This window comes from Alphaproteobacteria bacterium (assembly GCA_019635875.1).
Lineage (GTDB): Bacteria > Pseudomonadota > Alphaproteobacteria > Reyranellales > Reyranellaceae > JAFAZJ01.
The window spans coordinates 1015825-1042486 of the sequence record JAHBYP010000002.1; the positions used below are offsets into that span (position 1 = coordinate 1015825).

A 26662-nucleotide genomic window follows, 5' to 3' on the forward strand; every position below is an offset into this window, starting at 1 on the left:
AGCGCAGCGAAGGATCTCGCGGTGTTGCGCCTTGCACGACGCAGTGTCCGTTCGCACCACCGCAAGGTCCTTCGCTGCGCTCAGGACGACGGCTGGGAGGCTGACGATGGCATTCTTCCTCGAGGTGCTGATCGGCGGCCTGCTGGTGGGCGTACTCTATTCGCTCGTCGCGCTGGGCTTCGTGCTGATCTTCAAGGCCTCGGGCGTCTTCAACTTCGCCCAGGGCGCCATGGTGCTGACCGCGGCGCTGGCACTGGTGCGCTCGCTCGAGGTCTTCCAGAAGCAGGGCCTGCCGCTGTGGCTGGCGGTGGTCTGCGCCTTCGTCTTCGCCGCCGCGGTGATGGCGCTGGTCGCCTGGGGCGTCGAGCGGCTGGTGCTGCGCAAACTGGTGAACCAGGAGGGCATCATCCTGTTCATGGCGACGCTCGGCGTGACCTTCTTCATCGACGGGTTGGCGCAGACCGTGTTCGGCTCCGACGTCTATCCCCTCAATCTCGGCGTGCCGAAGGAATCGATCTTCATCCTCGAATCGGTCTTCGATGGCGGCATCCTGGTCAACGAGCTCGACATCTTTGCCGGCATCGTCGCCGGCCTGCTGGTCGCCGGCCTGGCGCTGTTCTTCCAGCGCACCCGGGTGGGCCGTGCGCTGCGCGCGGTGGCCGACGACCACGCCGCGGCGCAGTCGGTGGGCATTCCGCTCAACCACATCTGGCTGATCGTCTGGCTGGTCGCCGGCCTGGTGGCGCTGGTCGCGGGCGCAGTGTGGGGCACCAAGCTCGGCGTGCAGTTCTCGCTCTCGCTGCTGGCGCTGAAGGCGCTGCCGGTGCTGATCCTCGGCGGCTTCACCTCGGTGCCCGGCGCGATCATCGGCGGCCTCGTCATCGGCGCCGGCGAGAAGCTTGCCGAGGTCTATATCGGCCCGGCGCTGGGCGGCGGCATCGAGATCTGGTTCGCCTTCGTGCTCGCCCTGGTGTTCCTGCTGTTCCGGCCGCAGGGCCTGTTCGGCGAACGCATCATCGAACGCGTCTAGCGGGAGTGGCAGCGTGATCTACCGCGAGGCCGGTCAGTACAAGGTCAGCTACGCGGCCGACCAGGCCGTGTTCCCGATCGCCCAGGATCGCTGGGTGATCACCACTCTGGTCGTGGTGGCCTTCGCCGTCGGCCTGGTCACCTATGTCGACCCGAGCTACATCCTGCACACGCTGGGTTGGGAGTATCTGTACAAGGCGATCCTGATACCAACCCTGATCCTCGCCATCGCCGCGATCGGCCTGAACATCCTCACCGGCTATTGCGGACAGGTCTCGCTCGGCTCCGGCGCCTTCATGGCGATCGGCGCCTACGCCGCCTACAATTTCTCGATCCGGCTCGACTTCCTCAGCCCCTATGTGGCGATCGTGCTGGGCGGCTTCGTCTCGGCGGCGGTCGGCATCGTCTTCGGCGTGCCCAGCCTGCGCATCAAGGGTTTCTACCTCGCCTGCGCGACGCTCGCCGCCCAGTTCTTCTTCGACTGGGCATTCGCGCGCGTGAAGTGGTTCACCAACTACACGCCCTCGGGCTCGGTCAACGCCCCGCCGCTCGAGCTGTTCGGCTTCGACCTGTCGAGCCCGCACGCCAAGTACCTCACCACGCTGGTCTTCGTCGTCGTCCTGGCGGTGATCGCCAAGAACCTGGTGCGCGGCCATCTCGGCAGGCAATGGATGGCGATCCGCGACATGGACATCGCCGCCGAGATCATCGGCATCCGGCCGATGTATGCCAAGCTCAGCGCCTTTGCGGTCTCCTCGTTCTTCCTCGGCATCGCCGGCGGCCTCTACGCGTTCCTGAACCTCGGTTCCTGGGAGCCGCTGGCCTTCGACATCAATCGCAGCTTCTCGCTGTTGTTCATGATCATCATCGGCGGGCTGGGCTCGATCATGGGCGGCTTTTTCGGTGCCGCGTTCATCTTCATCCTGCCCTTCGTGCTCAACCAGGTGCTGCCGCCGCTGGGCGCCCTGGTCGGCTGGACGATCAATACCGGGACCGTCGAGCACATCGCCTTCATGATCTTCGGCGCGCTGATCGTGATCGTTTTGCAGTACGAGCCGCACGGGCTGGCCCGGCTGTGGTCGATCGCCAAGGAGAAGCTGCGCCTGTGGCCGTTTCCGCATTGAGTCAGTAAAGTGTCGTCAACCGCGGGCCGCCGAGGTCCCGCGATACCAACAAGGAGGAACATGATGGGCATGATCAGGAAGGCGGTGCTCACGGCGGGCGCGCTGGCCGCCGCGGCATCACTGGCCGGGCCGGCGATGGCGCAGGGCGAGCAGTTCATCCCGAGCCTGGTGTACCGCACCGGCGCCTACGCGCCCAACGGCGTGCCGTTCGCCAACGGCATCGCCGACTACTACAACATGATCAACACGCGCGACGGCGGCATCAACGGCGTCAAGATCGTCTTCGAGGAATGCGAGACGGGCTACGCCACCGACCGCGGCGTGGAATGCTACGAGCGCTTGAAGGGCAAGGGGCCGACCGGCGCCGCCTACTTCCTGCCGCTCAGCACCGGCATCACCTTCGCGCTCACCGAGAAGGCACCGGGCGACAAGGTGCCGATCGTCACCATGGGCTATGGCCGCTCCGAGTCGCGCAACGGCGCGGTGTTCGCCTGGAACTTCCCGCTTTTGGGTACCTACTGGACGGCGGCCAACGTCGCCATCCAGCACATCGCCAAGGAGCTCGGCGGGCTCGACAAGCTGAAGGGCAAGAAGATTGCGCTGGTCTATCACGATTCGCCCTACGGCAAGGAGCCGATCGCCGCGCTCGAGGTGATGGCCGCCAAGCACGGCTACACCTTCCTGCCGATCGCCGTGCCGCATCCCGGCAACGAGCAGAAGTCGCAGTGGCTGCGCATCCGCCAGGAGCGGCCCGACTACGTGCTGCTGTGGGGCTGGGGCGTGATGAACTCGACCTCGGTGACCGAGGCCGGCAACGTCAACTACCCGCGCGACAAGATGATCGGCGTGTGGTGGTCGGGCGCCGAGCCCGACGTGATCCCGGCGGGCGACAAGGCCGCCGGCTACAAGGCGCTGATGCTGCAGCACGGCGCCGGCAAGTACGCCGTGCACGCCGACATCGAGAAGCACGTCGTATCGGCCGGCAAGTCGCAGGCCAAGCCGGACGAGATCAGCCACGTCCTCTACAACCGCGGCCTGGTCAACGCCATGCTCGGCGTCGAGGCGATCCGCACGGCGATGGCCAAGTTCGGCAACAAGCCGATGACCGGCGAGCAGGTGCGCTGGGGTCTGGAGAACCTCAACCTGACCGCCGACCGCATCAAGGCGCTGGGCTTCGACGGCATGATCGGACCGATCAAGGTCTCCTGCGCCGACCACGAGGGCTCGCGTCTGAGCCGCGTGCACCAGTGGGACGGAAAGGGGTGGAAGGTGATCTCCGACTGGTACACCGGCGACGACGCGCTGCTGGCGCCGATGGTCAAGGACACCTCGGCCAAGTACGCCGCCGAGAAGAAGATCACGCCGCGCGACTGCTCCAAGGAGAGCTGATCCATCCAATACCTTCCCCCGGAGGGGGAAGGTGCCCGAAGGGCGGATGGGGGATGTCGAAGCCGGATATCGATGTCGTTGAAACATCTCCCATCCGTCGCGCTGCGCGCGCCACCTTCCCCCTCCGGGGGAAGGTAGTTCCTCGAGAGAGTTCTCCGTGACGTCCGTCGCCACAACACCCGCGACCACCACCCCCATCCTCGCCGTCAACAACGTCGAGGTGATCTACAACCATGTCATCCTGGTGCTGAAGGGCGTGTCGCTGTCGCTGCCCGAGAAGGGCATCGTCGCGCTGCTGGGCGCCAACGGCGCCGGCAAGTCGACGACGCTCAAGACGATCTCCTGCCTGCTGCGTACCGAGCGCGGCGACGTCACCAAGGGTTCGGTCACCTACCGCGGCGAGCGCGTCGACCAGCTCTCGTCCAACGAACTGGTGCGTCGCGGCGTGATCCAGGTGATGGAGGGCCGCCATTGCTTCGGCCACCTCACCATCGAGGAGAACCTGCTGACCGGCGCCTTCATCCACGGCGGCAAGAAGAAGCAGATCGCCGAGGACCTCGAGAAGGTCTACCACTACTTTCCGCGCCTGAAGATGCGCCGCGCCAGCCAGGCCGGCTACACCTCGGGTGGCGAGCAGCAGATGTGCGCCATCGGCCGCGCCCTGATGAGCCGGCCCAATACCGTCCTGCTCGACGAGCCGTCGATGGGCCTAGCGCCGCAGCTGGTCGAGGAGATCTTCGAGATCGTGCGCCGGCTCAACGAGGAGCAGGGCGTCTCGCTGCTGCTGGCCGAGCAGAACACCAATATCGCGCTGCGCTACGCGCATTACGGCTACATCCTGGAGAACGGCCGGGTGGTGCTCGATGGCAACGCGGCCTCGTTGCGCGAGAACGAGGACGTCAAGGAATTCTATCTCGGCATGTCGGGCGAGGGCCGCAAGAGCTTCCGCGACATCAAGCACTACCGCCGGCGCAAGCGCTGGCTCTAGCGCGCCCTGTCATCCCGAGCGACAGCGAGGGATCTTTGCTGTTGCCCAAAGATTCCTCGCTGTCGCTCGGAATGACGGCGGGTCAGTTTCGTCTCATCAGGCCGAACACCAGGCTGATGACGAACAGCACCAGGAAGACCAGGAACAGGATACGCGCGATGTCGGTCGCGGCGGCGGCGATGCCGCCGAAGCCGAAGACGGCGGCGATCAGCGCGATGATCAGGAAGGCGATGGCCCATCTCAGCATGGAGCTCTCCGTCTCTCAGGGGCGTGCCGACCGCATGACGATCAAAGCGACGAGTCCGGTCACGAGGTAGGCGCTGCCGACGATCAGCGCGGCGTAGACCGCGCCCAGGGCGTTCAGCAGCGCGAGGAAGATCGCTGCCGTCAGGAATGCCATGCCGACGGCGACGACCAACGCGATCGCGACGTAGCGGGCCAGCCGCAACGCGATGCGCCGCGCGACCACGGCGGCGACCGCGACGCCGTACAGCGCCAGCGTTCGCGGCAGCCCCGCCAGGGTGAACGCCGAGGACAGCGCCGTTGTGACGAGCGACATCGATGCGGCGCGCGGCTCAGCGCCGACGCAGCATCAAGGCCAGCAGCGCGCCGACGCCCAGCGCCACCGCGACCGAGGTCAGCGGCCGCTGGCGGATCGTCTCCTCGAGCATCTCCTCGGTGTCGTGGGCGGCGGTCTTGGCGCGGTCGTAGGCAACATGCGCGGTCTCGCTCACGGTGTCGCGCGCACGATGCGCCAGGTCGTCGACCAGCGCCGAGGCCTGCGACAACAGGCGTCGGCCATTGTCGGCGACCGACGAGGCCGTGGCACCCCCCTCCTTGGCCGTGTCCTCGATCGAGGCGGCGAGGTGGGCGATCTGCTTCTTCATCGCGGCGACCTCACGCGAGAAGTCGCTCATCGACGTCGCTGCGTTGCGGGCCATGAGTCGTCTCCGGTTTGCGCTTGTGACGAACGGCCGGCGCCGGCGTCGCATGGCCGACCTTTCATGGGCGGATAACGCGACCGCTCCGCCGACGTTCCCGCGTGCCGCGGATGTGGCGGTTTCTTGCCGGGACGTGCGAAAAATGGCGCCATGGCCGACGATCCCGCCGTCTCTCTCATCGACTGGTCGACCACGCACGGCCCGCGCGGCGTCGCGGCGCCACGGGAGCCGTCCATGCCGGATCCGATTGTGGGCGCCGCATGATCTTCGTCGTTCTCGGTCTGCTGCTGGTGGCGCTGATCGTGGCGCCGCAATGGTGGATCCGCTACACCCTGCGCCGGCACGGCGACGAGCGCGCCGACTTCCCCGGCACCGGCGGCGAGCTGGCGCGCCACCTGCTCGATCGTGCCGGGCTCGGCGACGTGAAGGTCGAGGTCACGCCGCAGGGCGATCACTACGACGGCGCGGCGCGCGCCGTGCGGCTGACGCCGGGCGTGCATGACGGGCGCTCGGTGACCGCGGTGGCGGTGGCCACGCACGAGGTCGGCCATGCGCTGCAGCACGCCGAGGACATGCCGATCTTCCACTGGCGCAGCCGGCTGGCGCGCGTCGGTCTGGTGGTCGAGCGGGCAGGCAGCGTGATCCTGCTGCTGACGCCGGTGCTCGGCCTGATCACGCGCGCCCCCGCGGTCGTGTTCTTCGAGCTGGGCATCGGCCTGGCCCTGCTGGGCAGCCGCGTGGTGATGCACCTGGTCACCCTGCCGGTCGAGCTCGACGCCAGCTTCCGCCGCGCCCTGCCGATGATCCGCGACGAGGGCTACCTGCCGGTAGCCGACGTGCCGGCCGCGGCCTCGGTGCTCAAGGCCGCCGCCTGGACCTACGTCGCCGGCGCGCTGATCAGCCTGATCGACATCACGCGCTGGATTCGCGTGCTGCGCTGAACGGCGAAGACGCTACTATCGCGGCATCCGCAGGAGAGGCCCATGTCGAAATACTACGACACCCTGGAAACCCGCGATCCGGCCGAGCGCGAGAAGGCGCAGATGGCCGTCCTGCCGGCGCAGATCGCACATGCCAGGGCCAACTCGCCGTACTTTGCCGAGAGCCTCAAGGACATCGATCCGTCGGGCGTCGCCAGCCGCGCCGCGCTGGCCAGGCTGCCGGTGCTGCGCAAATCGACCCTGGGCGCGCTGCAGAAGGCCAAGCCGCCGATGGGCGGACTGCTGGGCGTGCCGATGAGCCAGATCCGCCACATCTTCATGTCGCCCGGACCGATCTTCGAGGTCGATACCGACGAGAAGGACTTCTTCCGCGGCGCGCGCGGCATGTACGCCGCCGGCTTCCGCGCAGAGGACATCGTGCACAACACCTACTCGTACCATCTGACGCCGGCCGGCATGATGATGGAGTCCTCGATCCGCGCCATCGGCTGCGCCGTGATTCCGGCCGGAATCGGCAACACCGAGCTGCAGCTTGATGCCATCGAGCTGGTCAAGCCTACGGCATACGTCGGCACGCCCTCGTTCCTGCGCATCCTGCTGGAGAAGGCCAGGGAACTGGGCCGCGATGTCTCGTCGATCAAGAAGGCGGTGGTCGGCGCCGAGGCCTTCCCGCCGGCCTTGCGCAAGGAGTTCAACGAGCGCGGCATCTTCGCGCTGCAGGGCTACGGCACCGCCGATCTCGGCAGCATCGCCTACGAGAGCGAGGCGATCGAGGGCATGATCCTCGACGAGGGGGTGATCGTCGAGATCGTGCGTCCCGGCACCGGCGATCCCGTGCCCGAGGGGGAGGTCGGCGAAGTCGTGGTAACGACCTTCAACAAGGCCTATCCACTGGTGCGCTTCGGCACCGGCGATCTTTCCGCCGTTCTGCCGGGCATCAGCCCCTGCGGCCGCACCAACACCCGCATCAGGGGTTGGATGGGCCGTGCCGACCAGCGCACCAAGGTCAAGGGCATGTTCGTCGATCCCGAGCAGGTGATCGCCGTGCAGAAGCGCCATCCCGAGCTCGCCAAGGTGCGCCTGGTGGTCGACTGGGTCGACAAGCAGGACGTCATGACCCTGCAGGCCGAGATCGCCGGCGGCGGCTCGGCCGACCTGGCGAAGGCAATCGAGGCCAGCATCCAGAACCTGTGCAAGGTGCGCGGCGGCGTGAGCTTCGTGGCACCGGGCAGCCTGGCCAACGACGGCAAGGTGATCGCCGACGTGCGCAAGTACGACTGAGGCGGCCCATGGATCTCGGCATCTCCGGCCGGCGCGCGCTGGTCACCGGCTCGACCGGCGGCATCGGCTACGCCATCGCCAAGGGCCTGGCGGTGGAAGGCGCCGAGGTCGTGATCGTCGGCCGCACGTCCGCCACCGTGGAGGGCGCCCTGGCCCGGCTGCGCGCCGCGGTGCCGCAGGCGCGGGTCAGCGGCGTGGTGGCCGACGCGGCCACCGCGGCAGGCGCGCAGGCGGTGTTCGCCGCCGTGCCCGACCTCGACATCCTGGTCAACAACCTCGGCATCTTTGGCCGCCGGCCGGTCTTCGAGATCACCGACGACGAATGGCGCCGCATCTTCGAGGTCAACGTCATGAGCGGTGTGCGCTTCGCCCGCCGCTACGCCCCGGATATGGCGCGGCGCGGCTGGGGCCGGGTGGTGTTCGTCTCCAGCGAATCGGCGCTGAACATCCCGAAGGAGATGATCCACTACGGCATGACCAAGACGGCGCAGCTCAGCGTCATGCGCGGCCTGGCGATCGAGCTGGCCGGGACCGGGGTCACCGTCAACGCCCTGCTGCCGGGCCCGACCCACACCGAGACCACCGATCGCCTGCGCGCCGAACGGGCCAGGGCGGCGGGCGTCACCGTGGCGCAGGTCGAGACCGACTTCTTCGCCAATTTCCGGCCGACCTCGCTGCTGCGCCGCTTCACGTCGGCCGACGAGGTGGCGGCGCTCGGGGTCTATCTTTGCAGCCAGGCCGCATCCGGAACCTCCGGCTCGGCCATGCGGGTCGATGGCGGCGTGGTCAACCAGATCATGTAGGCGGGTGGCGGTCGGGCGGCGGAGGCGACCATGTGAAACCATGGCAATCCGACAATCGTGCGGGGTGGAAATGATCGCCCTGCACCCGATTTGTTGTCGGCCACCACCGATCCGCCCCATTTCTGCTGAAGATGGTGGACCAAGCACAGTGCCGGGCCGCGGGCGATCCCCGGCAAGGCTATCAGCAACGCCGTCGATGGGCGGCGTTCGATTTGGGGGAGGATCGGGCATGACAACGACGCGCCGCGCGCTTGCGGGAGGGCGCTTTCACGTGTCTGTCCTGGCGGCTGCCGATGGTGGTCGGGGCGCCTGTGCCCGGCCTTCCGGTCATGGCTGTGCGACAGCAAATCCGCTGGCGGACCGGCCGCGTCTGCCGTACATCCTGTCCCGCTGGCGAACCGTGACGCGCGAGGCTTTCGTGATGTCGACCCGTCGGTTAACCCCTTTTCCCAGGCAGGAGCCTCGGCCCATGTGGCGCTCCCTCAAGATGATCGCGGTGGCGCTGGTTGCAGTCACCACGGCTGGCGCCGCCATGGCCCAGCAGTTCAAGACCATCACGCCCGCGCAATTGCCTCACCCGGACAATCTCAACCGCGCCAGCTACATCGAGTGGATGAAGGCCAATCGCGGCGAGAGCGAGAAATGGCTCGGCCAGCGTTGGGACCGGTACGTGCAGGTCGTGCGCGTCGGCGACATCAAGACCGAGAAGATGAAGCGCACCTTCCTGATGACGCCGCGCGAGGTCTTCGCCGCCGGCAATCCGCCGGTGCGCGAGCGCGGCTACGAGCACGCCTTTCTCGACATGGGCTACGGCGTGACCATGTCCGGTCCGCACCTGCAGAGCCGCATGACCGATGTGCTGGACGTCAAGCCGGGCGAGAAGGTGCTGGAGATCGGCACCGGCTCGGGAACCCAGGCGGCCATCCTGTCGTACCTCACGGACAAGGTGTTCTCGATCGAGATCATCGCGCCGCTGGCGGTCCGGACCCAGGGCGTCTACGACCGTGCGATCGCCAACGGCTACGCCGAGTTCAAGAACATCAAGGTCAAGCAGGCCGACGGCTACTACGGCTGGCAGGAGCATGCGCCGTTCGACAAGATCATCGTCACCGCCGGCATCGACCACGTGCCGCCGCCGCTGCTCAACCAGCTCAAGCCGGGCGGCATCATCGTCATCCCGGTCGGCCCGCCGGGCGCGCAGCGCGTGATCAAGATGATCAAGCAGCAGGCCGCCGACGGCACCATGACCATGACCCGCGAGGACATCTACGGCGGCAAGATCGTCCCCTTCGTGCCGTTCACCAAGCTGGTCGACGGACAGATCAAGGGCTCGCACAACCGCTGACGCCTGGATCGATGTCGCGAGCCCCCGCGCCGTTCCCGACGGTCGCGGGGGCTTTCGCGTTCTAGCCAGCTTTCCCCTCGAGCCGGCTCCCAGGCCGGCCAACCAAGACACTGGGTTTTCCGACGATGGCCAGCGCCGCCCGTTCGTACGCCGAGGTCGATTTCGACAACCGGCCCACGCTCAGCTTCTACCTCTCGGTCGGCCTCGTCGCCGGCGCCATCATCGCCCTGCAGATCGGCATCATGCGGCTGTTCTCGGTCGGCAGCTGGGCGCATTTCGGCTCGCTGGTGGTCAGCCTGGCGATGTTCGGCTTCGGGCTCACCAGCGCCATCATGTGCGTCGGCAAGACCTGGTTCGAGCGCCACTGGCGCGGCACGGTGAAGATCGCGCTTCTGCTGTTCGGCCCGATGATGGTGGCCTCCAGCCTGGTCGCCCAGCTGGTGCCGTTCAACGCCATCTTCCTGGTCTCCGACCCGATGCAGAAGTGGCGGCTGTTCGCCAATTTCATCCTCTATTTCCTGCCCTTCCTGTGCGGCGCCTTCTATCTCGGCGTCGTGTTCCTCAGGGCGCAGAAGACCTTCAATCGCGTCTACTTCGCCGACCTCGCGGGCTCCGGCGGCTGCGGGCTGATGTTCCTGCTGGCGATGTACGTCTTCACGCCCGAGGACCTGGTGGTCGCGCCGCTGGCGTTGTGGCTTGTGGGTACCGTCCTGTGGTTCGTCGCCGTCGGCGACAGGCGCGGAATCGCCCAGACGGTTGTTGCGGCAATCCTTGCCGTCGGCGCGCATTTCCTGCTGCCCGGCATGCTGGGCACGCCCAAGCTGTTCGTCTCCGAGTACAAGGGCGTGTCCTACGCGCGCAACTTCCCCGACGCGCAGCGCGTCTACAAGACGACGTCGCCGTTCGGGTTCATGGAGGTCTATTCGTCCTCCTACCTGCACTTCGCGCCGGGGCTCAGCGACAACGCCGGCTTCAACCTGCCGAAGATGCCGAGCAATGCCTATCTCGGCCTCTACCTCGACAGCGAGGGACCGACCGGCGTGATGAAGGATCTGCCGTCCGACGAGATCGGTTATTTCCGCTTCCTGTCGATGTACTACCCGTATGTGCTGAAGAAGGATCCCGATGTCTTCGTCGTGCAGTTCGGCGGCGGCATCTCGACCAAGGTGGCGCTGCGCTCCGGCGCCAGGCGCGTGACGGTGGCCGAGGGCAACCCGATGCTGCTGCGCGCTTTCCTCGGCGACACGCCGCTGCGCTCCTTCACTAGCGACATCCTGCGCGAGAAAGGCGTCGAGGTGATCGACTACGACGGCCGCCTGTACGCCGCCGGCACCACCGCGCGCTTCGACATCGTCGATCTCAGCCTCGCGGACTCCGCCGGCCTGTCCTCGCCCGGCGGCTTTCCGATCGTCGAGAAATTCGGCTACACGCGCGAGGCCATGCGCAACTACATGCGCGTGCTCAAGCCTGGCGGACTCCTGTCGGTGACGCTCTGGAACAAGGAAGAGCCGCCCAAGTCGGTGCTGAAGCTCTATGCCACCATGGTGGCGGCAGCGCGCGACATAGATGGCGGCGAGGTGAAGGGTCGCTTCTTCGCGACCTCGACCTATCTGTCGACCGCGACGGTGCTCTACAAGCGCGGCGACTTCACGCCCGAGGAGATCGAGGCGCTGCGCAAGCATTCGCGCCTGATGTCGTTCGACGAGATCTACTATCCCGGCATCGCCTACGACGACGGCCCGCGCGCCGAGACCTTGAGGGGCTATCGCGCGCAGTTCTTCGGTGACGGCTCGCAGGATCCGGCCGACGGCAAGGAGCCGGCGCCGGCTGCCGCGCCGACCACCAATCCGGCGGTGCCCGTCATGCCGGCGACCATCATGGGCCGTATCGCCTGGCACCACCTGATTCATGGCGGCTGGGACAAGATCGCCGACGCCTACGTCTTCGACACGCGCGTGCTGACCAACCACCAGCCGTACTTCGCCGCCTACATCAAGGTGAAGGATCTCTGGGCGTTCACCGACCGGCTCGAGACGGTGCAGGACGAGTGGGGCTACTTGCTGCTGTGGGCGACGCTCGGCATCGCCGCGATCGCGGCGCTGTCGCTGGTACTGTTCCCCGTGGTGTTCGGCTGGCGCACGATCTTCAGCCACTACCCCGGCAAGTTCAGCACCATGATCTATTTCCTGTGCCTGGGGCTGGGCTACATCATCGTCGAGGTCGGCATGATCAGCCATTTCATCCTGGCGTTGAGCAACCCGACGGTCTCGGCCTCGGTGCTGATCACCGGCATGCTGGTATTCTCCGGCCTCGGCAGCTTCGTGTCGGAACGCTATCTTGCGCGCGCGCGTACGGTGATGCCCAGGGTGTTCCTCGCCATCGGCGCGATCCTCGTTGCCTACGCCTTCCTGCTCGATTCCGTGCTCGACACCATCGGCACCTGGCCCTACGTGCTGCGCATCGTCGCCTGCCTGGCGCTGATCTTCCCGCCCGCCTTCCTGATGGGCTTCCCGATGCCGGTCGCGATGACCACGCTGGGCCGGCTGGGCAAGGACCACATGTTCCTGTGGGCCTGGGGCATCAACGGCAGCTTCTCGGTGCTGGGCGCCGCACTGGTGCCGATCATCTCGACCTCGTTCGGCCTGCCGGCCGTCGTGCTGGTCGGCGCCGTCGCCTATGTCGTGGCGCTGCCGGCCTTCTTCCGTGTCCTGCTGCCGCTGCCCGGGCGGCCGGCAGTCGCGTGATGCCGTGGCGGCGCGCACGCGACGCGCGCTGATGGCGGCCGTGGCCGGCCTGCTCGCCGGCGGCCTCGCCGCCGGCGCGTTCGCGCGGCCATCCAAGCAGCGGCCGCCCAATCAGCGGCCGATCCGGCTGCGGCCCGCCGACCCCCTGGCGGTCGTCAGGACGCCGGTGACGCGCCTTCAGGCCTTCAAGTACGGGCCTTTTCCCTACAGCGGGCCGGCGGAGGACGGGCGGCGGCCGTTCTACGATGTGGCTGACGGCCGCAAGCGCCGCGGGCGTCGTACACCATCCGGCGAGGTGCTTTGGGAGGACACGACCTTCGGCGACAATCGCGTGCTGCTGCACGTGCCGGCGGGCTTCGATCCGCGGCGGCCGGCGCTGATGGTGTTCTTCTTCCACGGTCACGGCTCGATCATTGAGCGCACGGTGACGGCCGACACCGGTCTGCTGCGCCAGCTCGCCGAGTCGGGGGCCAACGCGGTGCTGGTCGCGCCGCAATTCGCCTATGACGCCGCCGATTCGAGTCCGGGCAAATTCTTGCGTCCCGGTGCCTTCGCCAGGTTCATCGACGAGACGGCGGCGAGGCTCGCCCAGCTGATGACGCCGTCGGGCACGAGCCTTCGGCCGCTGTCGGGCGTGTTCAACAAGGCGCCGGTGATGCTGGTGGCGTTCAGCGGCGGCTACAAGCCGGCCGCCTACGTGCTGACGCGCGGCGGCGCGGCGCATCGCATCCACAGTCTCGTGCTGCTCGACGCGCTGTACGACGAGGAGGACAAGTTCGCAGCCTGGTTCGCCCGCGCGCGGCCGCGCTCCTTCCTCGCCAGCCTGTACACGGAATCGACGGCAGCGAATCAGACGAAGCTGCGCAACCTGCTGGCGAGGCGCCGGATCGCCAGCACCTCGTCCTTGCCCGCGAGCCTCTCGCGCGGCACCGCGGCGTTCGTCGCATCGGGCAGCATCGACCGGCATGCGCGCTTCGTGCTCGAGGGCCCGCCGCGCGACCCGGTCAAGACGATCCTGGCGGCGACCCCGGGCTATCGCATGAAGCCCGAGCCGCCGCCGGCCAGGCCGGCGAAGCCGCCGACCAAGCCGGTTTCAAAGCGTCAGCGCGGACGACCGGCGAAGCGCTGACGATCGTCGCGGCGCATGAAGTTCATGCCGCTCAGCGCGTGACCGCCCTCGCGACGCGGCGGCTGGCTGCCGTTGCGCTGATGCGACCGCTCGGCCTGGGCGTGCTCGCCGCGCGGCGCGTCGGCGCGCTCCTGCCGCTGCGGCCTTCCGTGCTTGTGGCCATGCTGCGGCGGGTGGCCATGCTTGCCCTGGCCGCCGCCATGACGCCGCTGCTGGTGCTGCGGACGCTTGCTCTGCGCCGGGCGGGGGGATTGCTCCCGCGTGCCGGGCTCGGGCGCGGCGACCGGCGCGCCGCTGCGGTCGGTGCGCGCGATGGTCATGCGGATCGTGCGCTCGATGTCGCGCAGATAGGCACGCTCCTCGTGGTCGCAGAACGAGATCGCGATGCCGGTGGCGCCGGCGCGCGCCGTACGGCCGATGCGGTGCACGTAGCTCTCGGGAATGTTCGGCAGGTCGAAATTCACGACATGCGTGACACCCTCGACGTCGATGCCGCGGGCGGCGATGTCGGTGGCGATCAGCGCCCGGCAGGTGCCATCGCGGAACGCGCCGAGGGCGCGCTCGCGCTGGCCCTGGCTCTTGTTGCCGTGGATCGCCGCCGACTCGATGCCGGCACCGGCGAGGTAGCGCACGACCTTGTCGGCGCCGTGCTTGGTGCGGGTGAAGACCAGCACGCGCTGCATGGTCGGATCGCCGAGCAGCTCCACCAGCATCTCGCGCTTCTGCGCGGTCTCGAGCAGGATCACGCGCTGCTCGACCTTCTCGACGGTCGTGGCGACGGGCGTGACGGCGACGCGCGCCGGATCCGTCAGCAGGTCGTCGGCGAGCAGCCCGATCTCCTTCGGCATGGTGGCCGAGAAGAACAGGTTCTGCCGCTTCGATGGCAGGCAGCGCACCAGATGGCGGATCGGCTTGATGAAGCCGAGGTCGAGCATCTGATCGGCCTCGTCGAGCACGAAGATCTCGACCAGGTCGAGCCGCGCCGTGCGCTGCTCGAGGTGATCGATCAGCCGGCCCGGCGTGGCGACCAGGATGTCGACGCCGCCCTGCAGGGCGCGCACCTGACCGCCGTAGCCGACACCGCCGAAGATCACGGCGACCGACATGTTGAGGAACCGGCCATAGGCGCGAAAGCTGTCGGCGATCTGGCTGGCGAGCTCGCGCGTCGGGCTCAGGATCAGGGCGCGGCAACCGCCGCGCGGCGCGCGCTTGGGAGCGCCGGCGAGGCGATGCAGGATCGGCAGCGCAAAGGCCGCGGTCTTGCCGGTGCCGGTCTGGGCGATGCCCAGCAGGTCGCGGCCGGCGGCGACGTGCGGAATGGCCTGCGCCTGGATCGGCGTGGGCGTGGTGTAACCCTCGGCGGCCAGGGCGCGCAGCAGCGGCTCGGCAAGACCAAGGTCGGTGAAATTCGTCACTAAGTGTACTTTCTCAAACGCAATCACCGGCCCGCGCGACCGAAAAGGACGACGCGGCTCGTTCCGGTGGAACTTTCGATAGACGCCTTGCGTGTCAGGCGGCTGGCTTCTTGATAGTTTGTATCCAGCTGGACGGCCGACTCTGCTCGGCGCTCACGCGGCTGAATGCTCAAGGCTGCTGAGGCAGCGGCGTGCTTCTCTCACGAGGCGCGTGTCGGGTCAAGCGACTCGCCGTCGCGGGCTGAAGTATCATGTCCACGATGAACGCACTCCACATCTCCGCGCCGTGGTGGAAGCCCGACGCCGGCCGCACCTTGCTGATCCGAGGCGGCCGGCCGCTGGTCGGCACCTATTCGATCAGTGGCGCCAAGAATGCGGCGCTGCCCCTGATGGTCTCGGCGCTGCTGACACCGCACCTCGTGACGCTGCACAACCTGCCGGCCAATCTCGATGTCGCGGTGCTCTCGGCGCTGCTGCAGCGGCTGGGCGCGAACCTCGGCTGGTCCAATGGCACGGCGGGACTGTCGCTCACCATCTGTGCCGACCGCGTGCACGCTGCCAGGATCGATCGCGAGCTGGTGGCGCGCATGCGCGCCTCGGTGCTGCTGCTGGGCGCGATGCTGGCGCGCTGCGGTGAGGCCAGCCTGCCGCTGCCCGGTGGCGATGCCATCGGCCTGCGTGGCATCGACTTCCACATCGCCGGCCTGCGCGCCATGGGCGCCACGGTCGAGCTCGAGGGTGGCCTGATCCACGCCCGTGCGCCGCACGGTCTGAAGGGTGCCGAGATCGGCCTGCCGCTGCCCTCGGTGGGCGCGACCGAGAACCTGCTGCTGGCCGCGGTGCTGGCGAGCGGCCGCACAATCATCCGCAACGCCGCGCGCGAGCCGGAGATCACCGACCTTGCGTCCTGCCTGATCGCCATGGGCGCACGCATCGGCGGCCTCGATACGCATGTGCTGACAATCGATGGCGGCCGGCCGCTCGCCGGCGCGGTGCATACGGTGATGCCCGATCGCATCGAGACCGGCACGCTCGCCTGCGCGGCGGCGATCACCGGCGGTACGCTGAACCTGCGCAACGCGCGCCTCGACCTGCTGGGCGCGGCCGGGCCGGCGCTGCAGGCGGCCGGCGTCGAGCTGGAGACGGTCGATGGTGGCGTGGTGGCGCGCCGCGCGGCGGGCGGCACCGTAGGCGTCGACGTCACGACGCAGCCCTATCCCGGCTTCGCCACCGACCTGCAGGCGCCGTTCATGGCGCTGATGGCCACGGCGCAGAGCGCCAGCGCGATCACCGAGGCGATCTTCGAGCAGCGCTTCCGTCATGTCGACGAATTGCGCCGCATGGGCGCCAACATCGTCGTGCGCGGGCGCACCGCGCTGGTGCGCGGCGTGCCGATGCTCGGCGCTGCCGCGGTCACCGGCACGGATGTCCGGGCCGCGGCGGCACTGGCAATCGCCGCCCTGGGCGCGCGGGGCGAGACCGTGCTCGACGGCCTCGACCACCTCGACCGCGGCTATGACGGCATGGCCGCCCGGCTGGCCGCCTGCGGCGCCGATGTAAGCCGCGCCTGAGTCTATCGTTCCGGCAGACCCAACGCGCGCAACTCGTCGCGGCGCAGCGCGAGCTCGTCGCGCAGGAAGAACTCGTCGAGCTGTGGCGGTTTGACGGGGGTGCCCGACAGCATGGCGTGCGCCTGGCCGCGATGGTGGATCTGATGGACGAAAAGATGGGCCAGCACGTCGGCGACGCGTTCGACCGGCGCCTCGCGGCCCGGTCGCTTCATCGCCACGGGAACCGCCAGCCTCGCCTCGGTCAGGCCGTCGCAGAACGCCAGCAGGCGCCGGTCGCTGGCACGCTGCGCGGTGTCGAGGGCGGCGAAATCCTCGTGCGGCACGAAGGCATGGGCGCGCTCGACGGCCGCCTCCCGCATGTCCTCGAGCGAATCGATGTAGTAGCCGTCGACCATCAGGATGTGGTTGAGCGTGGCGCGGATCGAGGGGAAGAAGCTGGTGCGCTCGGCCGCGTACTCCTCCGGTGCGAGTTGGCCGCAGGCGCTCAGCAGCCGGTGGTTCGACCACGCGTTGTTGCGGGCCATGGCGCGCAGGTGCTCGATCACAGCAGCAACGCGCCTTCGAAAGCCAGCAGGCGGCGCTTGGTCTCGGTGCCGCCGCGCCCGCTGTAGCCGCCCATCCGGCCGCCGGCGGCCATCACCCGGTGGCAGGGGATGATCACCGGTATGGGATTGGCGCCGCAGGCCTTTCCGATGTCCCGGGCGTCGCCCTGGCGGGGGTCGCGGCCGACCGCCACGGTCATCTCGCCATAGGTCATGGTCGCGCCATAAGGGATTTTGCACATTATCTGCCATATCTCTTTGTCCGCGACCGAGCCCTTGGGCAGCAGCGGCAGGTCGAAGACCTTTAGCTTGCGGTCGAAATACGCCTGCAGCTGGCGCCGTGCCTCCTCGACGATCGGATCGCCATCGCGGATCAGCGGGTCGCCGAAGTCGGGCGCGATCCACTTGACCTTGGTGATCGCGGTGCCGTCGCCCTCGACCGACAGCCGGCCGATCGGGGTATCGAGATAGGCTGTCATGGGGCCACGCTAGCCCCGGCGGCCGCAATTTGCCAACATGGCGACATCATGGCTTCGACCTCGCGTCCGCTGTTGATCCCTCGCCGTGCCGCCCTGCTGGGCGGCGCGTCGCTTCTGCTGTCGCCGGCGGCGCTCGCCCAGCGGCAGCAGGGCACCCGCCAGGTGCCACGCCTGCCGGTCAGCCGCATTCCGCCGATCATCTTCGTGCACGGCAACGGCGATACCGCGGCGTTGTGGAACACCACAATCTGGCGCTTCGAGTCCAACGGCTACCCGCGCAACATGCTCGCGGCGATCGACTTCAGCTATCCGTCGGCGCGCAGCGATGACTCGAAGCCGCAGCCGTTCCGCTCCTCGACCACCGAGCAGCGTGACGAACTGGCGGCATTCGTGCGCCAGGTCATGGCCCAGACCCGCCGGCGCAAGGTGGCGCTGGTCGGATCCTCGCGCGGCTGCAACACCATCCGCAATTACGTCAAGAACGGCGGGGGCGCCGAATTCGTCTCGCATGTCGTGCTGTGCGGCGGCACCAACCATGGCGTGATCGTCTCCGATACGATGCTGGTCGGCAGCGAGTTCAACGGCGCCGCGCCGTTTCTCAAGCAGCTCAACGCCGGCGAGAGCGAGGTCGTGCCGGGCCCGGCCTTCATGACGCTGCGCAGCGACAAGTTCGACAAGTATGCCCAGCCCGATGGCCAATTCATCGGTCAACCGGGCAAGCCGACCGGCATCGGTTACGATGCGCCGGAACTGAAGGGTGCCAGCAACGTCGTGCTGCCCGGCCTCGACCATCGCGAAGTGGCGTTCCACAAGCTGGCCTTCGCCCGGATGTTCGAGTTCATCGTCGGCCGGGCGCCGACCAGTACCTTCATCGCCGCCGAGCGCGAGGTCGTGCTCGACGGCAAGGTCACCGGCATCGCCGACGGCGTCTACACGAACCTGCCGGTGGGCGGTGCCACGGTGGAAATCTGGGAGATCGATCCCAAGACCGGCGCGCGCCATATCCGGCTGGCGGCGCATCGCAGGATCACCGGCGCTGACGGGATGTGGGGGCCGTTCAGGACCAACCCCGAGGCGTACCTCGAGTTCATGATCACCGTATCAGGCAGCCCGATCACACACATCTACCGTTCGCCCTTCACCCGCTCCTCCGACATCGTGCATCTGCGGCCCGGCCGGTTCGGGCGCGACGACGAGAAGGCCGGCGCGGTGGTCTATATGAGCCGGCCGCGCGGCTATTTCGGCCACGGCCGCGACAAGTTCACGCTCGACGGGAAGGTGCCGCCCGGCATCAACGAGGGCGTGCCAGGCACGTCGATCGGCCGGCTGACCTTCGAGGCGTCGCCGGAGCGTACGATCAAGGCGGTGTTCAACAACGAGGAGATCGCCGCGCGCAATTGGCCGGTGAAGGAAGGCCATCTGGTGATCGCGGAGTTCCACAACTGATCAGGCCCGGGAGGCGGACATGGACCAGCATGATGGTCATGGCGTTGCCAGCTCGATCCGCGTGGTGCCGACAGGCGCGGCGCTCGGCGCCGACATCGAAGGCATCGACATCGCAAGGCCGCTCGACGCGGCGACACTCGCGACCATCCGCCAGGCCTGGTCAGATCACCTGGTATTGCGCTTCCGCGGCCAGACGCTCGACGACGAGCAGCTGAAATCGTTCAGCGCCCAGTTCGGCACGCTCGATCACGCGCCGTTGCCCGCCGCCAAGGACGGGCATCGCGTGGAGCCGAGCTACATCTCGGTGATCTCCAACATCGTGCAGGACGGCAGGCCGATCGGCGGCCTGGGCGCTTATGAATCGCTGTGGCACACCGACATGTCCTATGTCGATCGCCCGCCGATGGCGAGCGCGCTCTACGCCATCGAGGTGCCGCCCTCCGGCGGCGACACCGGCTTTTCCAACCAGTATCTCGCCTACGAATCGCTGCCCGAGGACATCAGGCGGCGGCTCGACGGGCTGAAGCTGCGCCACGATTCCAGCCTCAACAGCGTCGGCGAGCTGCGCCGCGGCTTCACCGAGGTCACCGATCCGCGCCAGACGCCGGGCGCGCTGCATCCGCTGGTGCGCACCCACCCCGTCACCGGGCGCAGGGCGCTCTATCTCGGCCGCCGTCGCAATGCCTATATCGACGGCCTCGATCTGGCGGACAGCGAGTCGCTGCTCGACACGCTTTGGGAAGCCGCGTCCGATGCGCGCTTCACCTGGTACCAGCAATGGCGCGTCGGCGATCTGGTGATGTGGGACAATCGTTGCACCCTGCACCGGCGCGACGCGTTCGATCCCACGACGCGACGCCTCATGCACCGCACGCAGTTCGCGGGCGAAGCGGTGAGGTGAGGCTTCCTGGGACCCCCGGCGTCCCGAAGAACTAGCCCGCCGCCGGCTCTGGCTTCGCCATGACCTGGCGTGCGGCGACCACGGCGGCCGGATCCGTGCCGGCGCCTTCGGCGAGCAGCGCCATCGGCCGGGCGAACTTGATGCCGGCTTCGTCGAACGCCTTCTTGATCATGGCGTAGCCCCGGCGGCGGATGGCGAACTGCTCGCCCGGCTTGGTCATCAACTTCAGCCGGATCTCGATCGCCGAATCGCTGAACTTCTCGACGCCCTGCATCTTGAGCGGCTGCAGGATATGGGGCTTGAAGTCGGGGATCTCGGCCAGCTCCTTGCCGACGCGCTTGATGATCTTCTTTGCTTCGTCGATATTGCTGTCGTAGGTGATGCCGATCGTCAGTTTGTCGATCACCCAGTCGCGACTGCTGTTCTGCACCGCGCCGAGCACGCCGAACGGCACGGTGTAGAGCGAGCCCCTGTGGTGGCGCAGCTTGATCGAGCGCAGGCTGAAGGATTCGACCCTCCCCTTGTAGGCGCCGGCCTGGATGTACTCGCCGATGCGGAATGCGTCGTCGAGCAGGAAGAACATGCCGCTTATGATGTCGCGCACCAGGGTCTGCGCGCCGAAGCCCAGCGCCACGCCGACGACACCGGCACCGGCGATCAGCGGCCCGATCTCCACGCCCAGCGCCGACAGCGCCATCATGATCGCCACGGCGACGACCACGATGGCGAGGATGTTGCGGAAGATCGGCAGCAGCGTGTTCAACCGCGCGCGGCGGCGCGCCTCCTCCTCGTCGACTGGTCCGTCGCCTCGCGCCTCGGCCAGCCTGCGGTCGATCACGGCGCGCAGGATCTGCCAGACGAGATCGGCAACCAGGCCGATCACCACGGCGCTGGCGACGCCGCGCGTCAGGCGCGTCCACACCGAATCGCCCGATGTGAGCTCACCGATCTCGACGCCCCAGGCGCGTGCCAGCAGGAACACGGCACCGACCACGATCAGCGCCCGCAGGCCGCGCTCCAGGACCACCGTACCGACACCCGGGACCTCGCCGGCCATGGTCTCGGTGCCAGGCGGGCGCAGCAGGTGGCTCACGGAACGGCCGGTCACGCGGATCAGCAGCGGCGCGCCGACCAGGACCAGCAGGCTCCAGAACATCGGCATGACGTCGCCGACGCGCAGCAGCCACATCGCGACAACGAAGGCGGAGAGGCCCCAGTTGGCCGCCAGCCGACGAACGTGCTGGCCGTGATCGGCGACGCGACGCCGCCAGATCGCCTCCAGCGCGATCCCCACCAGGCCCAGCGCCGTGGTCGCGCCGATCAGGCGCCGCGCCTCGGACGAAAGGCCCAGCGTCTTGAGCAGGGTCAGGCTCACGGCGGTGAAGGCGAACCAGGCGACGAAGATCACCAGCCGGCGATGCCAGAAGCGTGCGCCGTCCTCGTCCATCGGCACGATGCGAAACCGCGGAAAGCCCGGCGACAGCAGGAAGTTGCCGGCGACGAAGGCCAGGCGGGCGACCAGAAAGGCCATGAGATAGGCCAGCACGATCTCGCGCAGGAGCGGCGGCCAGTTGAAGGCGAGGAAGGCACCGACGCTGCCGGCCGCGAAGGCGGCAAGCCAGACAAGGCCGAAGGCTAGCCGGGCCAGCACCACCAGCAGGCGCTCGCGCACCGTGTGCAGCGGCAGATGGGCGATCCACTGCCGGATGCGCTCGGTACGCCGCCAAAACAGGTAGGCCACGCCGTAGCCGAGCGCGGCGAAGGCGGCGATCAGCAGCACCAGTTCGACCTCGCCGCGCTCCTCGAACTCCAGCCGCAGAATCTCGAAGGCGCGGCCGAGCTCGTCGGGCAGGCGCGGCGCGGCGGCGCTCATCGCCTGCACCTGGTTGCGCACCCGCGTCATCTGTCCGGTGATGACGCTTGACAGGCTGGCGTCGGACACCGCCGGCTCGGGCTTGGGCTTTTCGGCGGCGCGCTTCTCCAGCCAGGTGCGGATCTCGGGATCGGCCAGCAGATCGAGCAGCAGGCGGACCTTCGGCGAGGAAGCGTCGGGCGCCTTGCCGCTCTGCGCGGCCACCGGCGTGCCGAATGCCATCAGCAACGCGAGCACGGCAACAGCGCGCGCCAGAATCGGCACCATGAGTCCCCCTGTACTTGGTCCGCAACGGACGGCCGATTCTTCTCCCTGCCGCCGACCGACTCAAGGACGCTCAGGCGGCCGGCGCGCTTTCGATCTCCGCTGCGACCAGCCGGGTCTCGGCCGCCAGCGGCCCGAGCGCGTCCCGGCAGCTGGCCCGGTCGGCCGCCTTGCCGGCGCTCTCCAGCCGCAAGGCCACATCGGCGATGCGCCGCGCCCCGACCGCCAGGGCGGCGCCCTTCAGCTTGTGGGCGGCGGCCGCGATGCTCGCGAGATCGCCGCATGCCATCGCCCGTTCGATCTCCTCGTGCACCTCGCGGGCAGTCGTCAGGAAGCTGTCGAACAGGGCGCGGATCGCCACGTGGTCGTCGCCCATCCAGGCCGACAAGATCGAACGATCGAGGATAGGGGAACCGGCTTCCGTCGTTGCCGTCGCGACAGGCAGGCTGCGTGGCGTCTTGTTCGCCGGCAGCCAGCGCTGCAGTGTGACGCGCAGGCTATCGAGCGCCACGGGCTTGGCGAGATAGGCGTCCATGCCGGCGGCGCGACAGCGCTCGTCCTCGCCGCGCATCGCATTGGCCGTGACGGCGACGATCGGCGTGCGCTGCCGGCTTCCCTCGGCCTCCGCAATGCGCATGCGGGCGGTCATCTCGAAGCCGTCCATGTCGGGCATGTGGACGTCGGCGAAGACGATGGCGTAGTCGCCCCGCCGCCAGGCGGCGAGGCCTTCGCGTCCATCGACCGCCGTGTCGGCCTCGACGCCCAGCGCGCGCAACTGGCCCTGCAGGACGTCGCGATTGACCGGGTGGTCGTCGACCACCAGCACCCGCGCGCTGGCGAGGCCGGTGGGCGAGGGTGCCGGCCCGGCCGATGCGTCGCCCGCCGACGGTGCAGAGTGCAGCGAGTCGGCGGGCGCGGCTCTCAGCTCCAGGGTGACGGTGAAAGTCGAGCCCATGCCGGGCCGGCTGTCGGCCGCGACGTCGCCGCCCATCGCCTGCGCCAGACGGCGCACGATCGACAGGCCCAGGCCGGTGCCACCATAGCGTCGTGTCGTCGAGCTGTCGGCCTGGGCGAACGGCTGGAACAGACGCGCCATCTGCGCCGGGCTCATGCCGACGCCGGTATCCTCGATGCTCAGCGACACGCGCGTGCGGCCGTCGCCCAGCGGCTCGGTGCGTGCCTTGACCATGGCGCCGCCGCGCTCGGTGAACTTCAGCGCATTGCCCAGCAGGTTGAACAGGATCTGCCGCACGCGCGTCGGATCGCCGAGCAGAGAGTCGGCTGAGCCCGGCGCCACCGCGGCGACCAGCGACAGACCCTTGCGCGAGGCCTGCGGGCGGAAGGTCGCCACGGTGCCGTCGACGATGCCCGACAGCGAGAACGGCACTTCCTCGAGGTCGAGCGCGCCGGCCTCGATCTTCGAGAAGTCGAGCAGCTCGTCGATGATGCGCAGCAGCGCCGTGGCCGACTCGCGCATGGTCGCGACGGTGCCGCGCTGCGCCTCGCCCAGGCCCTGCGCCTCCAGCACGTCCATCATGCCCAGCACGCCGTTCATCGGCGTGCGGATCTCGTGGCTCATGGTGGCGAGGAAGGTCGACTTGGCCTGGTTGGCCGCCTCCGCCTCGGCGCGCGACTTCTCCGCCGAGCCCAGCGCCTTCTCCAGCTCGCGTTGCCGGCGCCGTTCCTGGGAGACGTCGGTGACCAGCACGACCTTGCGGTCGTCGTCGGCGCCGCGCATCAGCACGCGCGCCCAGCGCTGCGGGGCATAGGAAATCAGCGCCGGCTCGCCGCGACGAAGCGTGGCGACCTGCTCGGCGACCCAGGTGTCGGCGCGGCCGGGTGGCGCGGCGCCGGCCTTGGCGGCGTGCGCCGCGCCATCGACCAACGAGGTGCCCGGCGTGATGATCCCGGGCTGATGACCCATGAAGCCGCGATAGGCCTCGTTGCACTGCAGCAGCCGCTCGTCGGCATCGAGGAAGGCGATGCCGTCGACCATAGCCTCCATCGCCAGCAACAGGCGCTGGCGCGCCTCGTTGGCCTCGTCGCGCGCCGCCTCGGCGCTCTCGCGTGCCTCTTCCAGCTCGGTGACGTCGCGATGCATGACGAGGCGACGACCGTCGCGCAGCACCTTGAGCGAGAACTGCAGGCGCTTGTCGCCGCGACGCACCAGGATCCAGCCGTCGCTGCCGGTCTCGAACATCCTGCGCCTGACGGCGACGATCTCGGCCTTCTGCTTGTCGTCCAGCGGCCCGAAATCGCCGCGCGCGATCTGGAAGTCGAGGATCGCCCAGGCGTCGGGCAACTTCTGCAGCATCTCGCGGCTGATGCCGTGCAGCTTGACCAGCGGTTCGTTGACGAAAGCCCAGCGTCCGTCCGCCTCGTAGAGCAGGGTGGCGTCGGGCATCTCGTCGAGAACGGTCTGCATCGCCTGGCCCGCGGTCTCGGCCGCCTCGCGCGCATTCTGCAGCTCGGTGACGTCGCGCTGCATGCTGACGCGCCGTCCGTCGGGCAGAACCTTCACCGCGATCTGGATCGAGCGACCTTCCCGCTGAATCAGCTGCCAGTCGGTGCCGTCGCGGAAGCCGGTCAACCGCCGCTCGATTTCCGCCTCGCGCTCCGTGGCATCGATCGGTCCCCAATCGCCGCGCTCGGCCTGAAACTCGAAGACTTCGCGCAGGGAAGGCTTGGCATCGAACGTGCTGCGATCGACGTTGTGGAACCGCAGGATCGCGTCGTTGACCAGCACGAAGCGGTCATTGGCATCGACCAGCGCCACGCCGTCGCTCATCGCATCGACGATCGTCTCGAGCGTCTGCCGGCTGGCCTGGGCCTCGTCGAGGGCGCGGCGCGTCTCGGCCAGCGCGGCCTCGTGACGTTCTGTAAGCTCGGCGTTGTGCAGCTCGGTGGCGAACTGCAGCCGCGCTCGGCGCTGCTCGCCGCGTGCCATTGCGGCGAGCAGACCCCAGTAGAGAATGGTCGCCGCCGCCGCGAGCACGATCAGGCCGCGCTCGCCGATCGAGATCAAGCCGGCCGAGAGGCAGACCAGGGTGGCGCCGGCATAGGCGTTGAACACGGCGCCGTCGAGTGGCCGCGATGGTGCGGCAATCGCCGTGATACAGATGATAAGGCAGATCGCCAGCCGCTCTTCCGGAAAGGGCAGGGTGACCAGCAAGCCGCCGCCCAGACCATAGGCGATGCCGTTGAACAGCGCGACGACGACCAGCAGCAGGCGCCAACGTTGGATCGACAGGCGCGCGGGATCGCGACGCCACGCCTGGCCGAGCACGAAGAAGGCGAGATTGCACGCGGCGTGGAGAACGGCCGGCGCCGCGACCATCCAGAGCGGCGCCGATCCCCAGTAGACCGCGTAGAGCAGGGGCCACAACGTCAGCGACCAGACGCGGACCGTCAACGGCACCTCGATCAGCCGGCGCACCATCTCGCGGCGCAGCTGCCCCGGGTCCGCCCGCTCGAGAGTGGTCGTACTCATGGACGCATTCTCCCCGGGACGCGTATCGCGACCGTATCGTGGCGAGGCATCTCTGTATCGTCTGTATCGCGGCGATACGCACGAAACCGCAAACCCTGTCCGTGACATGCCGACGATACGGCAGGCCGGCAGCTTGGTGCCATCGCGGGCGGCGCTCTGCCGGCACCGCGGGGACGAAGCCCCGGACCAAGGAGAACCATCATGTTCAAGGCGATCACTCTGTCCGCCGCGCTGCTGGCATCCGTCGCCATCGCCCCGGCCCGTTCCTCGACCGTCGAGAACGGCATGAAGGCCAACGGCTTTCGCTTCAACGGCATCGAGCTGAACGGCTTCCAGTGGAACGGCTTCCGGTGGAACGGCCACCAGTGGAACGGTCACCAGTGGAACGGCTTCCAGTGGAATGGCCTCCGGTGGAACGGCTACCGGTGGAACGGGCTGCAGCTGAATGGCATGCGGCTCAACGGTCCAGTCTTGCAGACTGTCCAGCTCAACAACGTACAACTGGGCGAGATCGACCTCGCCGTGCCCGCGCCCCTGCGGTTGGTGGCGATCGAGCTGCCGGAGTGACACATGTGGGCGGCCCGCGATGCGGCGCGCCGCCTCTGCGGGCCGCGTACGGGGAGAGCGCCATGACATCGACCGCCCCGCCCCGCCCCGTATGGCGGGGCTATGCCGGTATCGCCGCCGCCGTGGCGGTCGCGGCCTACGCCGCGCATGTCGGCAGCGCTGCGCTCAAGCGCCTCGTCGACGGAGCGGCGTTGGACTGGAGGGTGTTCGCCCAATCCTCGATCGACACCGCCTATCTGATGGTGCTGCCGATCCTGGCGGCGATCCTCGTCGTCGAGGTCTGCGTCCTCGGCTGGCGTGCCAGCCCTAGCGCGGGCTGATCGCCGAGTGCTCGAGGTCGCATCGCCCGGATGTCTTCGATCTCGCGGCCGTCCGCTGCTTGATACCTGGATCGTCTTCG

23 protein-coding genes are annotated in these 26662 nt (G+C 68.4%); 15 read left to right on the forward strand and 8 right to left on the reverse strand.

The window, feature by feature from the left end; translation table 11 throughout:
• Positions 1-106: 106 nt before the first annotated feature.
• The 4 genes from KF889_11135 (at position 107) to KF889_11150 (ending at position 4530) form a co-directional block, all read left to right on the forward strand.
• Positions 107-1030, forward strand: a complete 924-nt coding sequence (locus KF889_11135) for a branched-chain amino acid ABC transporter permease (protein ID MBX3499990.1) — start codon at positions 107-109, stop codon at positions 1028-1030.
• Between the two features lie 13 nt (positions 1031-1043).
• Positions 1044-2153, forward strand: a complete 1110-nt coding sequence (locus KF889_11140; protein ID MBX3499991.1) for a branched-chain amino acid ABC transporter permease — start codon at positions 1044-1046, stop codon at positions 2151-2153.
• Between the two features lie 63 nt (positions 2154-2216).
• Positions 2217-3542 carry an ABC transporter substrate-binding protein gene (locus KF889_11145; protein MBX3499992.1) on the forward strand — a complete coding sequence of 442 codons (1326 nt, stop codon included), beginning with the start codon at positions 2217-2219 and terminating at the stop codon, positions 3540-3542.
• 157 nt (positions 3543-3699) lie between these two features.
• A complete protein-coding gene (locus KF889_11150) occupies positions 3700-4530 on the forward strand; it encodes an ABC transporter ATP-binding protein (protein MBX3499993.1) in 831 nt (276 codons plus the stop codon).
• 82 nt (positions 4531-4612) lie between these two features.
• On the opposite strand, the gene KF889_11155 is transcribed toward KF889_11150, so the two are convergent.
• Genes KF889_11155 through KF889_11165 form a run of 3 tightly spaced genes read right to left on the reverse strand, consistent with a single transcriptional unit; the run spans position 4613 to position 5471 of the window.
• Positions 4613-4777: a DUF1328 domain-containing protein gene (locus tag KF889_11155; GenBank protein MBX3499994.1), complete on the reverse strand. Its 165-nt coding sequence runs from the start codon at positions 4775-4777 to the stop codon at positions 4613-4615.
• Positions 4778-4792: 15 nt separating this feature from the next.
• On the reverse strand, positions 4793-5089 hold the full coding sequence (locus KF889_11160; GenBank protein MBX3499995.1) for a hypothetical protein: 297 nt from the start codon (positions 5087-5089) through the stop codon (positions 4793-4795).
• Positions 5090-5105: 16 nt separating this feature from the next.
• Positions 5106-5471 (reverse strand): DUF883 family protein, encoded by a 366-nt coding sequence (locus KF889_11165; GenBank protein MBX3499996.1) that lies wholly within the window; start codon positions 5469-5471, stop codon positions 5106-5108.
• Between the two features lie 260 nt (positions 5472-5731).
• Between KF889_11165 and KF889_11170 the strand changes: the two genes are divergently transcribed.
• From KF889_11170 to KF889_11195, 6 genes are all read left to right on the forward strand, one after another.
• Positions 5732-6412, forward strand: coding sequence for a zinc metallopeptidase (locus KF889_11170; protein ID MBX3499997.1), 681 nt, complete (start codon positions 5732-5734; stop codon positions 6410-6412).
• Positions 6413-6454: 42 nt separating this feature from the next.
• Positions 6455-7693, forward strand: a complete 1239-nt coding sequence (locus KF889_11175; GenBank protein MBX3499998.1) for an AMP-binding protein — start codon at positions 6455-6457, stop codon at positions 7691-7693.
• Positions 7694-7701: 8 nt separating this feature from the next.
• Entirely contained in the window at positions 7702-8496 is a 795-nt protein-coding gene (locus tag KF889_11180; protein ID MBX3499999.1) for an SDR family oxidoreductase, read from the forward strand.
• Positions 8497-9109: 613 nt separating this feature from the next.
• Entirely contained in the window at positions 9110-9841 is a 732-nt protein-coding gene (locus KF889_11185; protein MBX3500000.1) for a protein-L-isoaspartate O-methyltransferase, read from the forward strand.
• A 125-nt stretch (positions 9842-9966) separates the two neighbouring features.
• Positions 9967-12585 (forward strand): hypothetical protein, encoded by a 2619-nt coding sequence (locus KF889_11190; GenBank protein MBX3500001.1) that lies wholly within the window; start codon positions 9967-9969, stop codon positions 12583-12585.
• 4 nt (positions 12586-12589) lie between these two features.
• Positions 12590-13714 carry an alpha/beta hydrolase gene (locus KF889_11195; GenBank protein ID MBX3500002.1) on the forward strand — a complete coding sequence of 375 codons (1125 nt, stop codon included), beginning with the start codon at positions 12590-12592 and terminating at the stop codon, positions 13712-13714.
• Here the strand turns inward: KF889_11195 and KF889_11200 are convergent.
• A complete protein-coding gene (locus KF889_11200) occupies positions 13687-15129 on the reverse strand; it encodes a DEAD/DEAH box helicase (GenBank protein MBX3500003.1) in 1443 nt (480 codons plus the stop codon). The two genes, KF889_11195 and KF889_11200, sit on opposite strands and share 28 nt — an antisense overlap.
• 260 nt (positions 15130-15389) lie before the next feature.
• Here KF889_11200 and murA point away from each other — a divergent pair, with 260 nt between their 5' ends.
• Positions 15390-16700, forward strand: a complete 1311-nt coding sequence (gene murA, locus KF889_11205) for a UDP-N-acetylglucosamine 1-carboxyvinyltransferase (GenBank protein ID MBX3500004.1) — start codon at positions 15390-15392, stop codon at positions 16698-16700.
• 2 nt (positions 16701-16702) lie between these two features.
• On the opposite strand, the gene KF889_11210 is transcribed toward murA, so the two are convergent.
• Positions 16703-17224: a damage-inducible protein DinB gene (locus KF889_11210; protein MBX3500005.1), complete on the reverse strand. Its 522-nt coding sequence runs from the start codon at positions 17222-17224 to the stop codon at positions 16703-16705.
• Between the two features lie 17 nt (positions 17225-17241).
• Complete coding sequence (locus tag KF889_11215; GenBank protein ID MBX3500006.1) at positions 17242-17721, reverse strand: methylated-DNA--[protein]-cysteine S-methyltransferase; 480 nt, start codon at positions 17719-17721, stop codon at positions 17242-17244.
• 69 nt (positions 17722-17790) lie between these two features.
• On the opposite strand from KF889_11215, the gene KF889_11220 reads away from it, so the two are divergent.
• Complete coding sequence (locus tag KF889_11220; GenBank protein ID MBX3500007.1) at positions 17791-19167, forward strand: hydrolase; 1377 nt, start codon at positions 17791-17793, stop codon at positions 19165-19167.
• A 19-nt stretch (positions 19168-19186) separates the two neighbouring features.
• Positions 19187-20068, forward strand: coding sequence for a TauD/TfdA family dioxygenase (locus KF889_11225; protein ID MBX3500008.1), 882 nt, complete (start codon positions 19187-19189; stop codon positions 20066-20068).
• A gap of 31 nt (positions 20069-20099) precedes the next feature.
• Here the strand turns inward: KF889_11225 and KF889_11230 are convergent, their stop codons facing one another.
• The gene (locus KF889_11230) at positions 20100-22208 is read right to left on the reverse strand and encodes a mechanosensitive ion channel family protein (GenBank protein ID MBX3500009.1); all 2109 of its coding nucleotides are present in this window, start codon (positions 22206-22208) and stop codon (positions 20100-20102) included.
• Between the two features lie 70 nt (positions 22209-22278).
• Positions 22279-25695 (reverse strand): PAS-domain containing protein, encoded by a 3417-nt coding sequence (locus KF889_11235; protein MBX3500010.1) that lies wholly within the window; start codon positions 25693-25695, stop codon positions 22279-22281.
• 201 nt (positions 25696-25896) lie between these two features.
• Between KF889_11235 and KF889_11240 the strand changes: the two genes are divergently transcribed.
• Both KF889_11240 and KF889_11245 read left to right on the forward strand, forming a co-directional pair.
• Complete coding sequence (locus KF889_11240; protein ID MBX3500011.1) at positions 25897-26262, forward strand: hypothetical protein; 366 nt, start codon at positions 25897-25899, stop codon at positions 26260-26262.
• A gap of 62 nt (positions 26263-26324) precedes the next feature.
• Positions 26325-26582, forward strand: coding sequence for a hypothetical protein (locus KF889_11245; protein MBX3500012.1), 258 nt, complete (start codon positions 26325-26327; stop codon positions 26580-26582).
• Positions 26583-26662: the final 80 nt, after the last annotated feature.

What these genes read in the sequence shown, in the direction of transcription:
- KF889_11135 (MBX3499990.1), top strand. Translation starts at nt 107, where the DNA reads ATGGCATTCTTCCTCGAGGTGCTGATCGGCGGCCTGCTGGTGGGCGTA.
- KF889_11160 (MBX3499995.1), bottom strand. Translation starts at nt 5,089, where the DNA reads ATGTCGCTCGTCACAACGGCGCTGTCCTCGGCGTTCACCCTGGCGGGG.
- KF889_11225 (MBX3500008.1), top strand. Translation starts at nt 19,187, where the DNA reads ATGGACCAGCATGATGGTCATGGCGTTGCCAGCTCGATCCGCGTGGTG.
- murA (MBX3500004.1), top strand. Translation starts at nt 15,390, where the DNA reads ATGAACGCACTCCACATCTCCGCGCCGTGGTGGAAGCCCGACGCCGGC.
- KF889_11145 (MBX3499992.1), top strand. Translation starts at nt 2,217, where the DNA reads ATGGGCATGATCAGGAAGGCGGTGCTCACGGCGGGCGCGCTGGCCGCC.
- KF889_11165 (MBX3499996.1), bottom strand. Translation starts at nt 5,471, where the DNA reads ATGGCCCGCAACGCAGCGACGTCGATGAGCGACTTCTCGCGTGAGGTC.
- KF889_11210 (MBX3500005.1), bottom strand. Translation starts at nt 17,224, where the DNA reads ATGGCCCGCAACAACGCGTGGTCGAACCACCGGCTGCTGAGCGCCTGC.
- KF889_11155 (MBX3499994.1), bottom strand. Translation starts at nt 4,777, where the DNA reads ATGCTGAGATGGGCCATCGCCTTCCTGATCATCGCGCTGATCGCCGCC.
- KF889_11190 (MBX3500001.1), top strand. Translation starts at nt 9,967, where the DNA reads ATGGCCAGCGCCGCCCGTTCGTACGCCGAGGTCGATTTCGACAACCGG.
- KF889_11185 (MBX3500000.1), top strand. Translation starts at nt 9,110, where the DNA reads ATGAAGGCCAATCGCGGCGAGAGCGAGAAATGGCTCGGCCAGCGTTGG.
- KF889_11215 (MBX3500006.1), bottom strand. Translation starts at nt 17,721, where the DNA reads ATGACAGCCTATCTCGATACCCCGATCGGCCGGCTGTCGGTCGAGGGC.
- KF889_11240 (MBX3500011.1), top strand. Translation starts at nt 25,897, where the DNA reads ATGTTCAAGGCGATCACTCTGTCCGCCGCGCTGCTGGCATCCGTCGCC.
- KF889_11170 (MBX3499997.1), top strand. Translation starts at nt 5,732, where the DNA reads ATGATCTTCGTCGTTCTCGGTCTGCTGCTGGTGGCGCTGATCGTGGCG.
- KF889_11235 (MBX3500010.1), bottom strand. Translation starts at nt 25,695, where the DNA reads ATGAGTACGACCACTCTCGAGCGGGCGGACCCGGGGCAGCTGCGCCGC.
- KF889_11175 (MBX3499998.1), top strand. Translation starts at nt 6,455, where the DNA reads ATGTCGAAATACTACGACACCCTGGAAACCCGCGATCCGGCCGAGCGC.
- KF889_11245 (MBX3500012.1), top strand. Translation starts at nt 26,325, where the DNA reads ATGACATCGACCGCCCCGCCCCGCCCCGTATGGCGGGGCTATGCCGGT.
- KF889_11230 (MBX3500009.1), bottom strand. Translation starts at nt 22,208, where the DNA reads ATGGTGCCGATTCTGGCGCGCGCTGTTGCCGTGCTCGCGTTGCTGATG.
- KF889_11180 (MBX3499999.1), top strand. Translation starts at nt 7,702, where the DNA reads ATGGATCTCGGCATCTCCGGCCGGCGCGCGCTGGTCACCGGCTCGACC.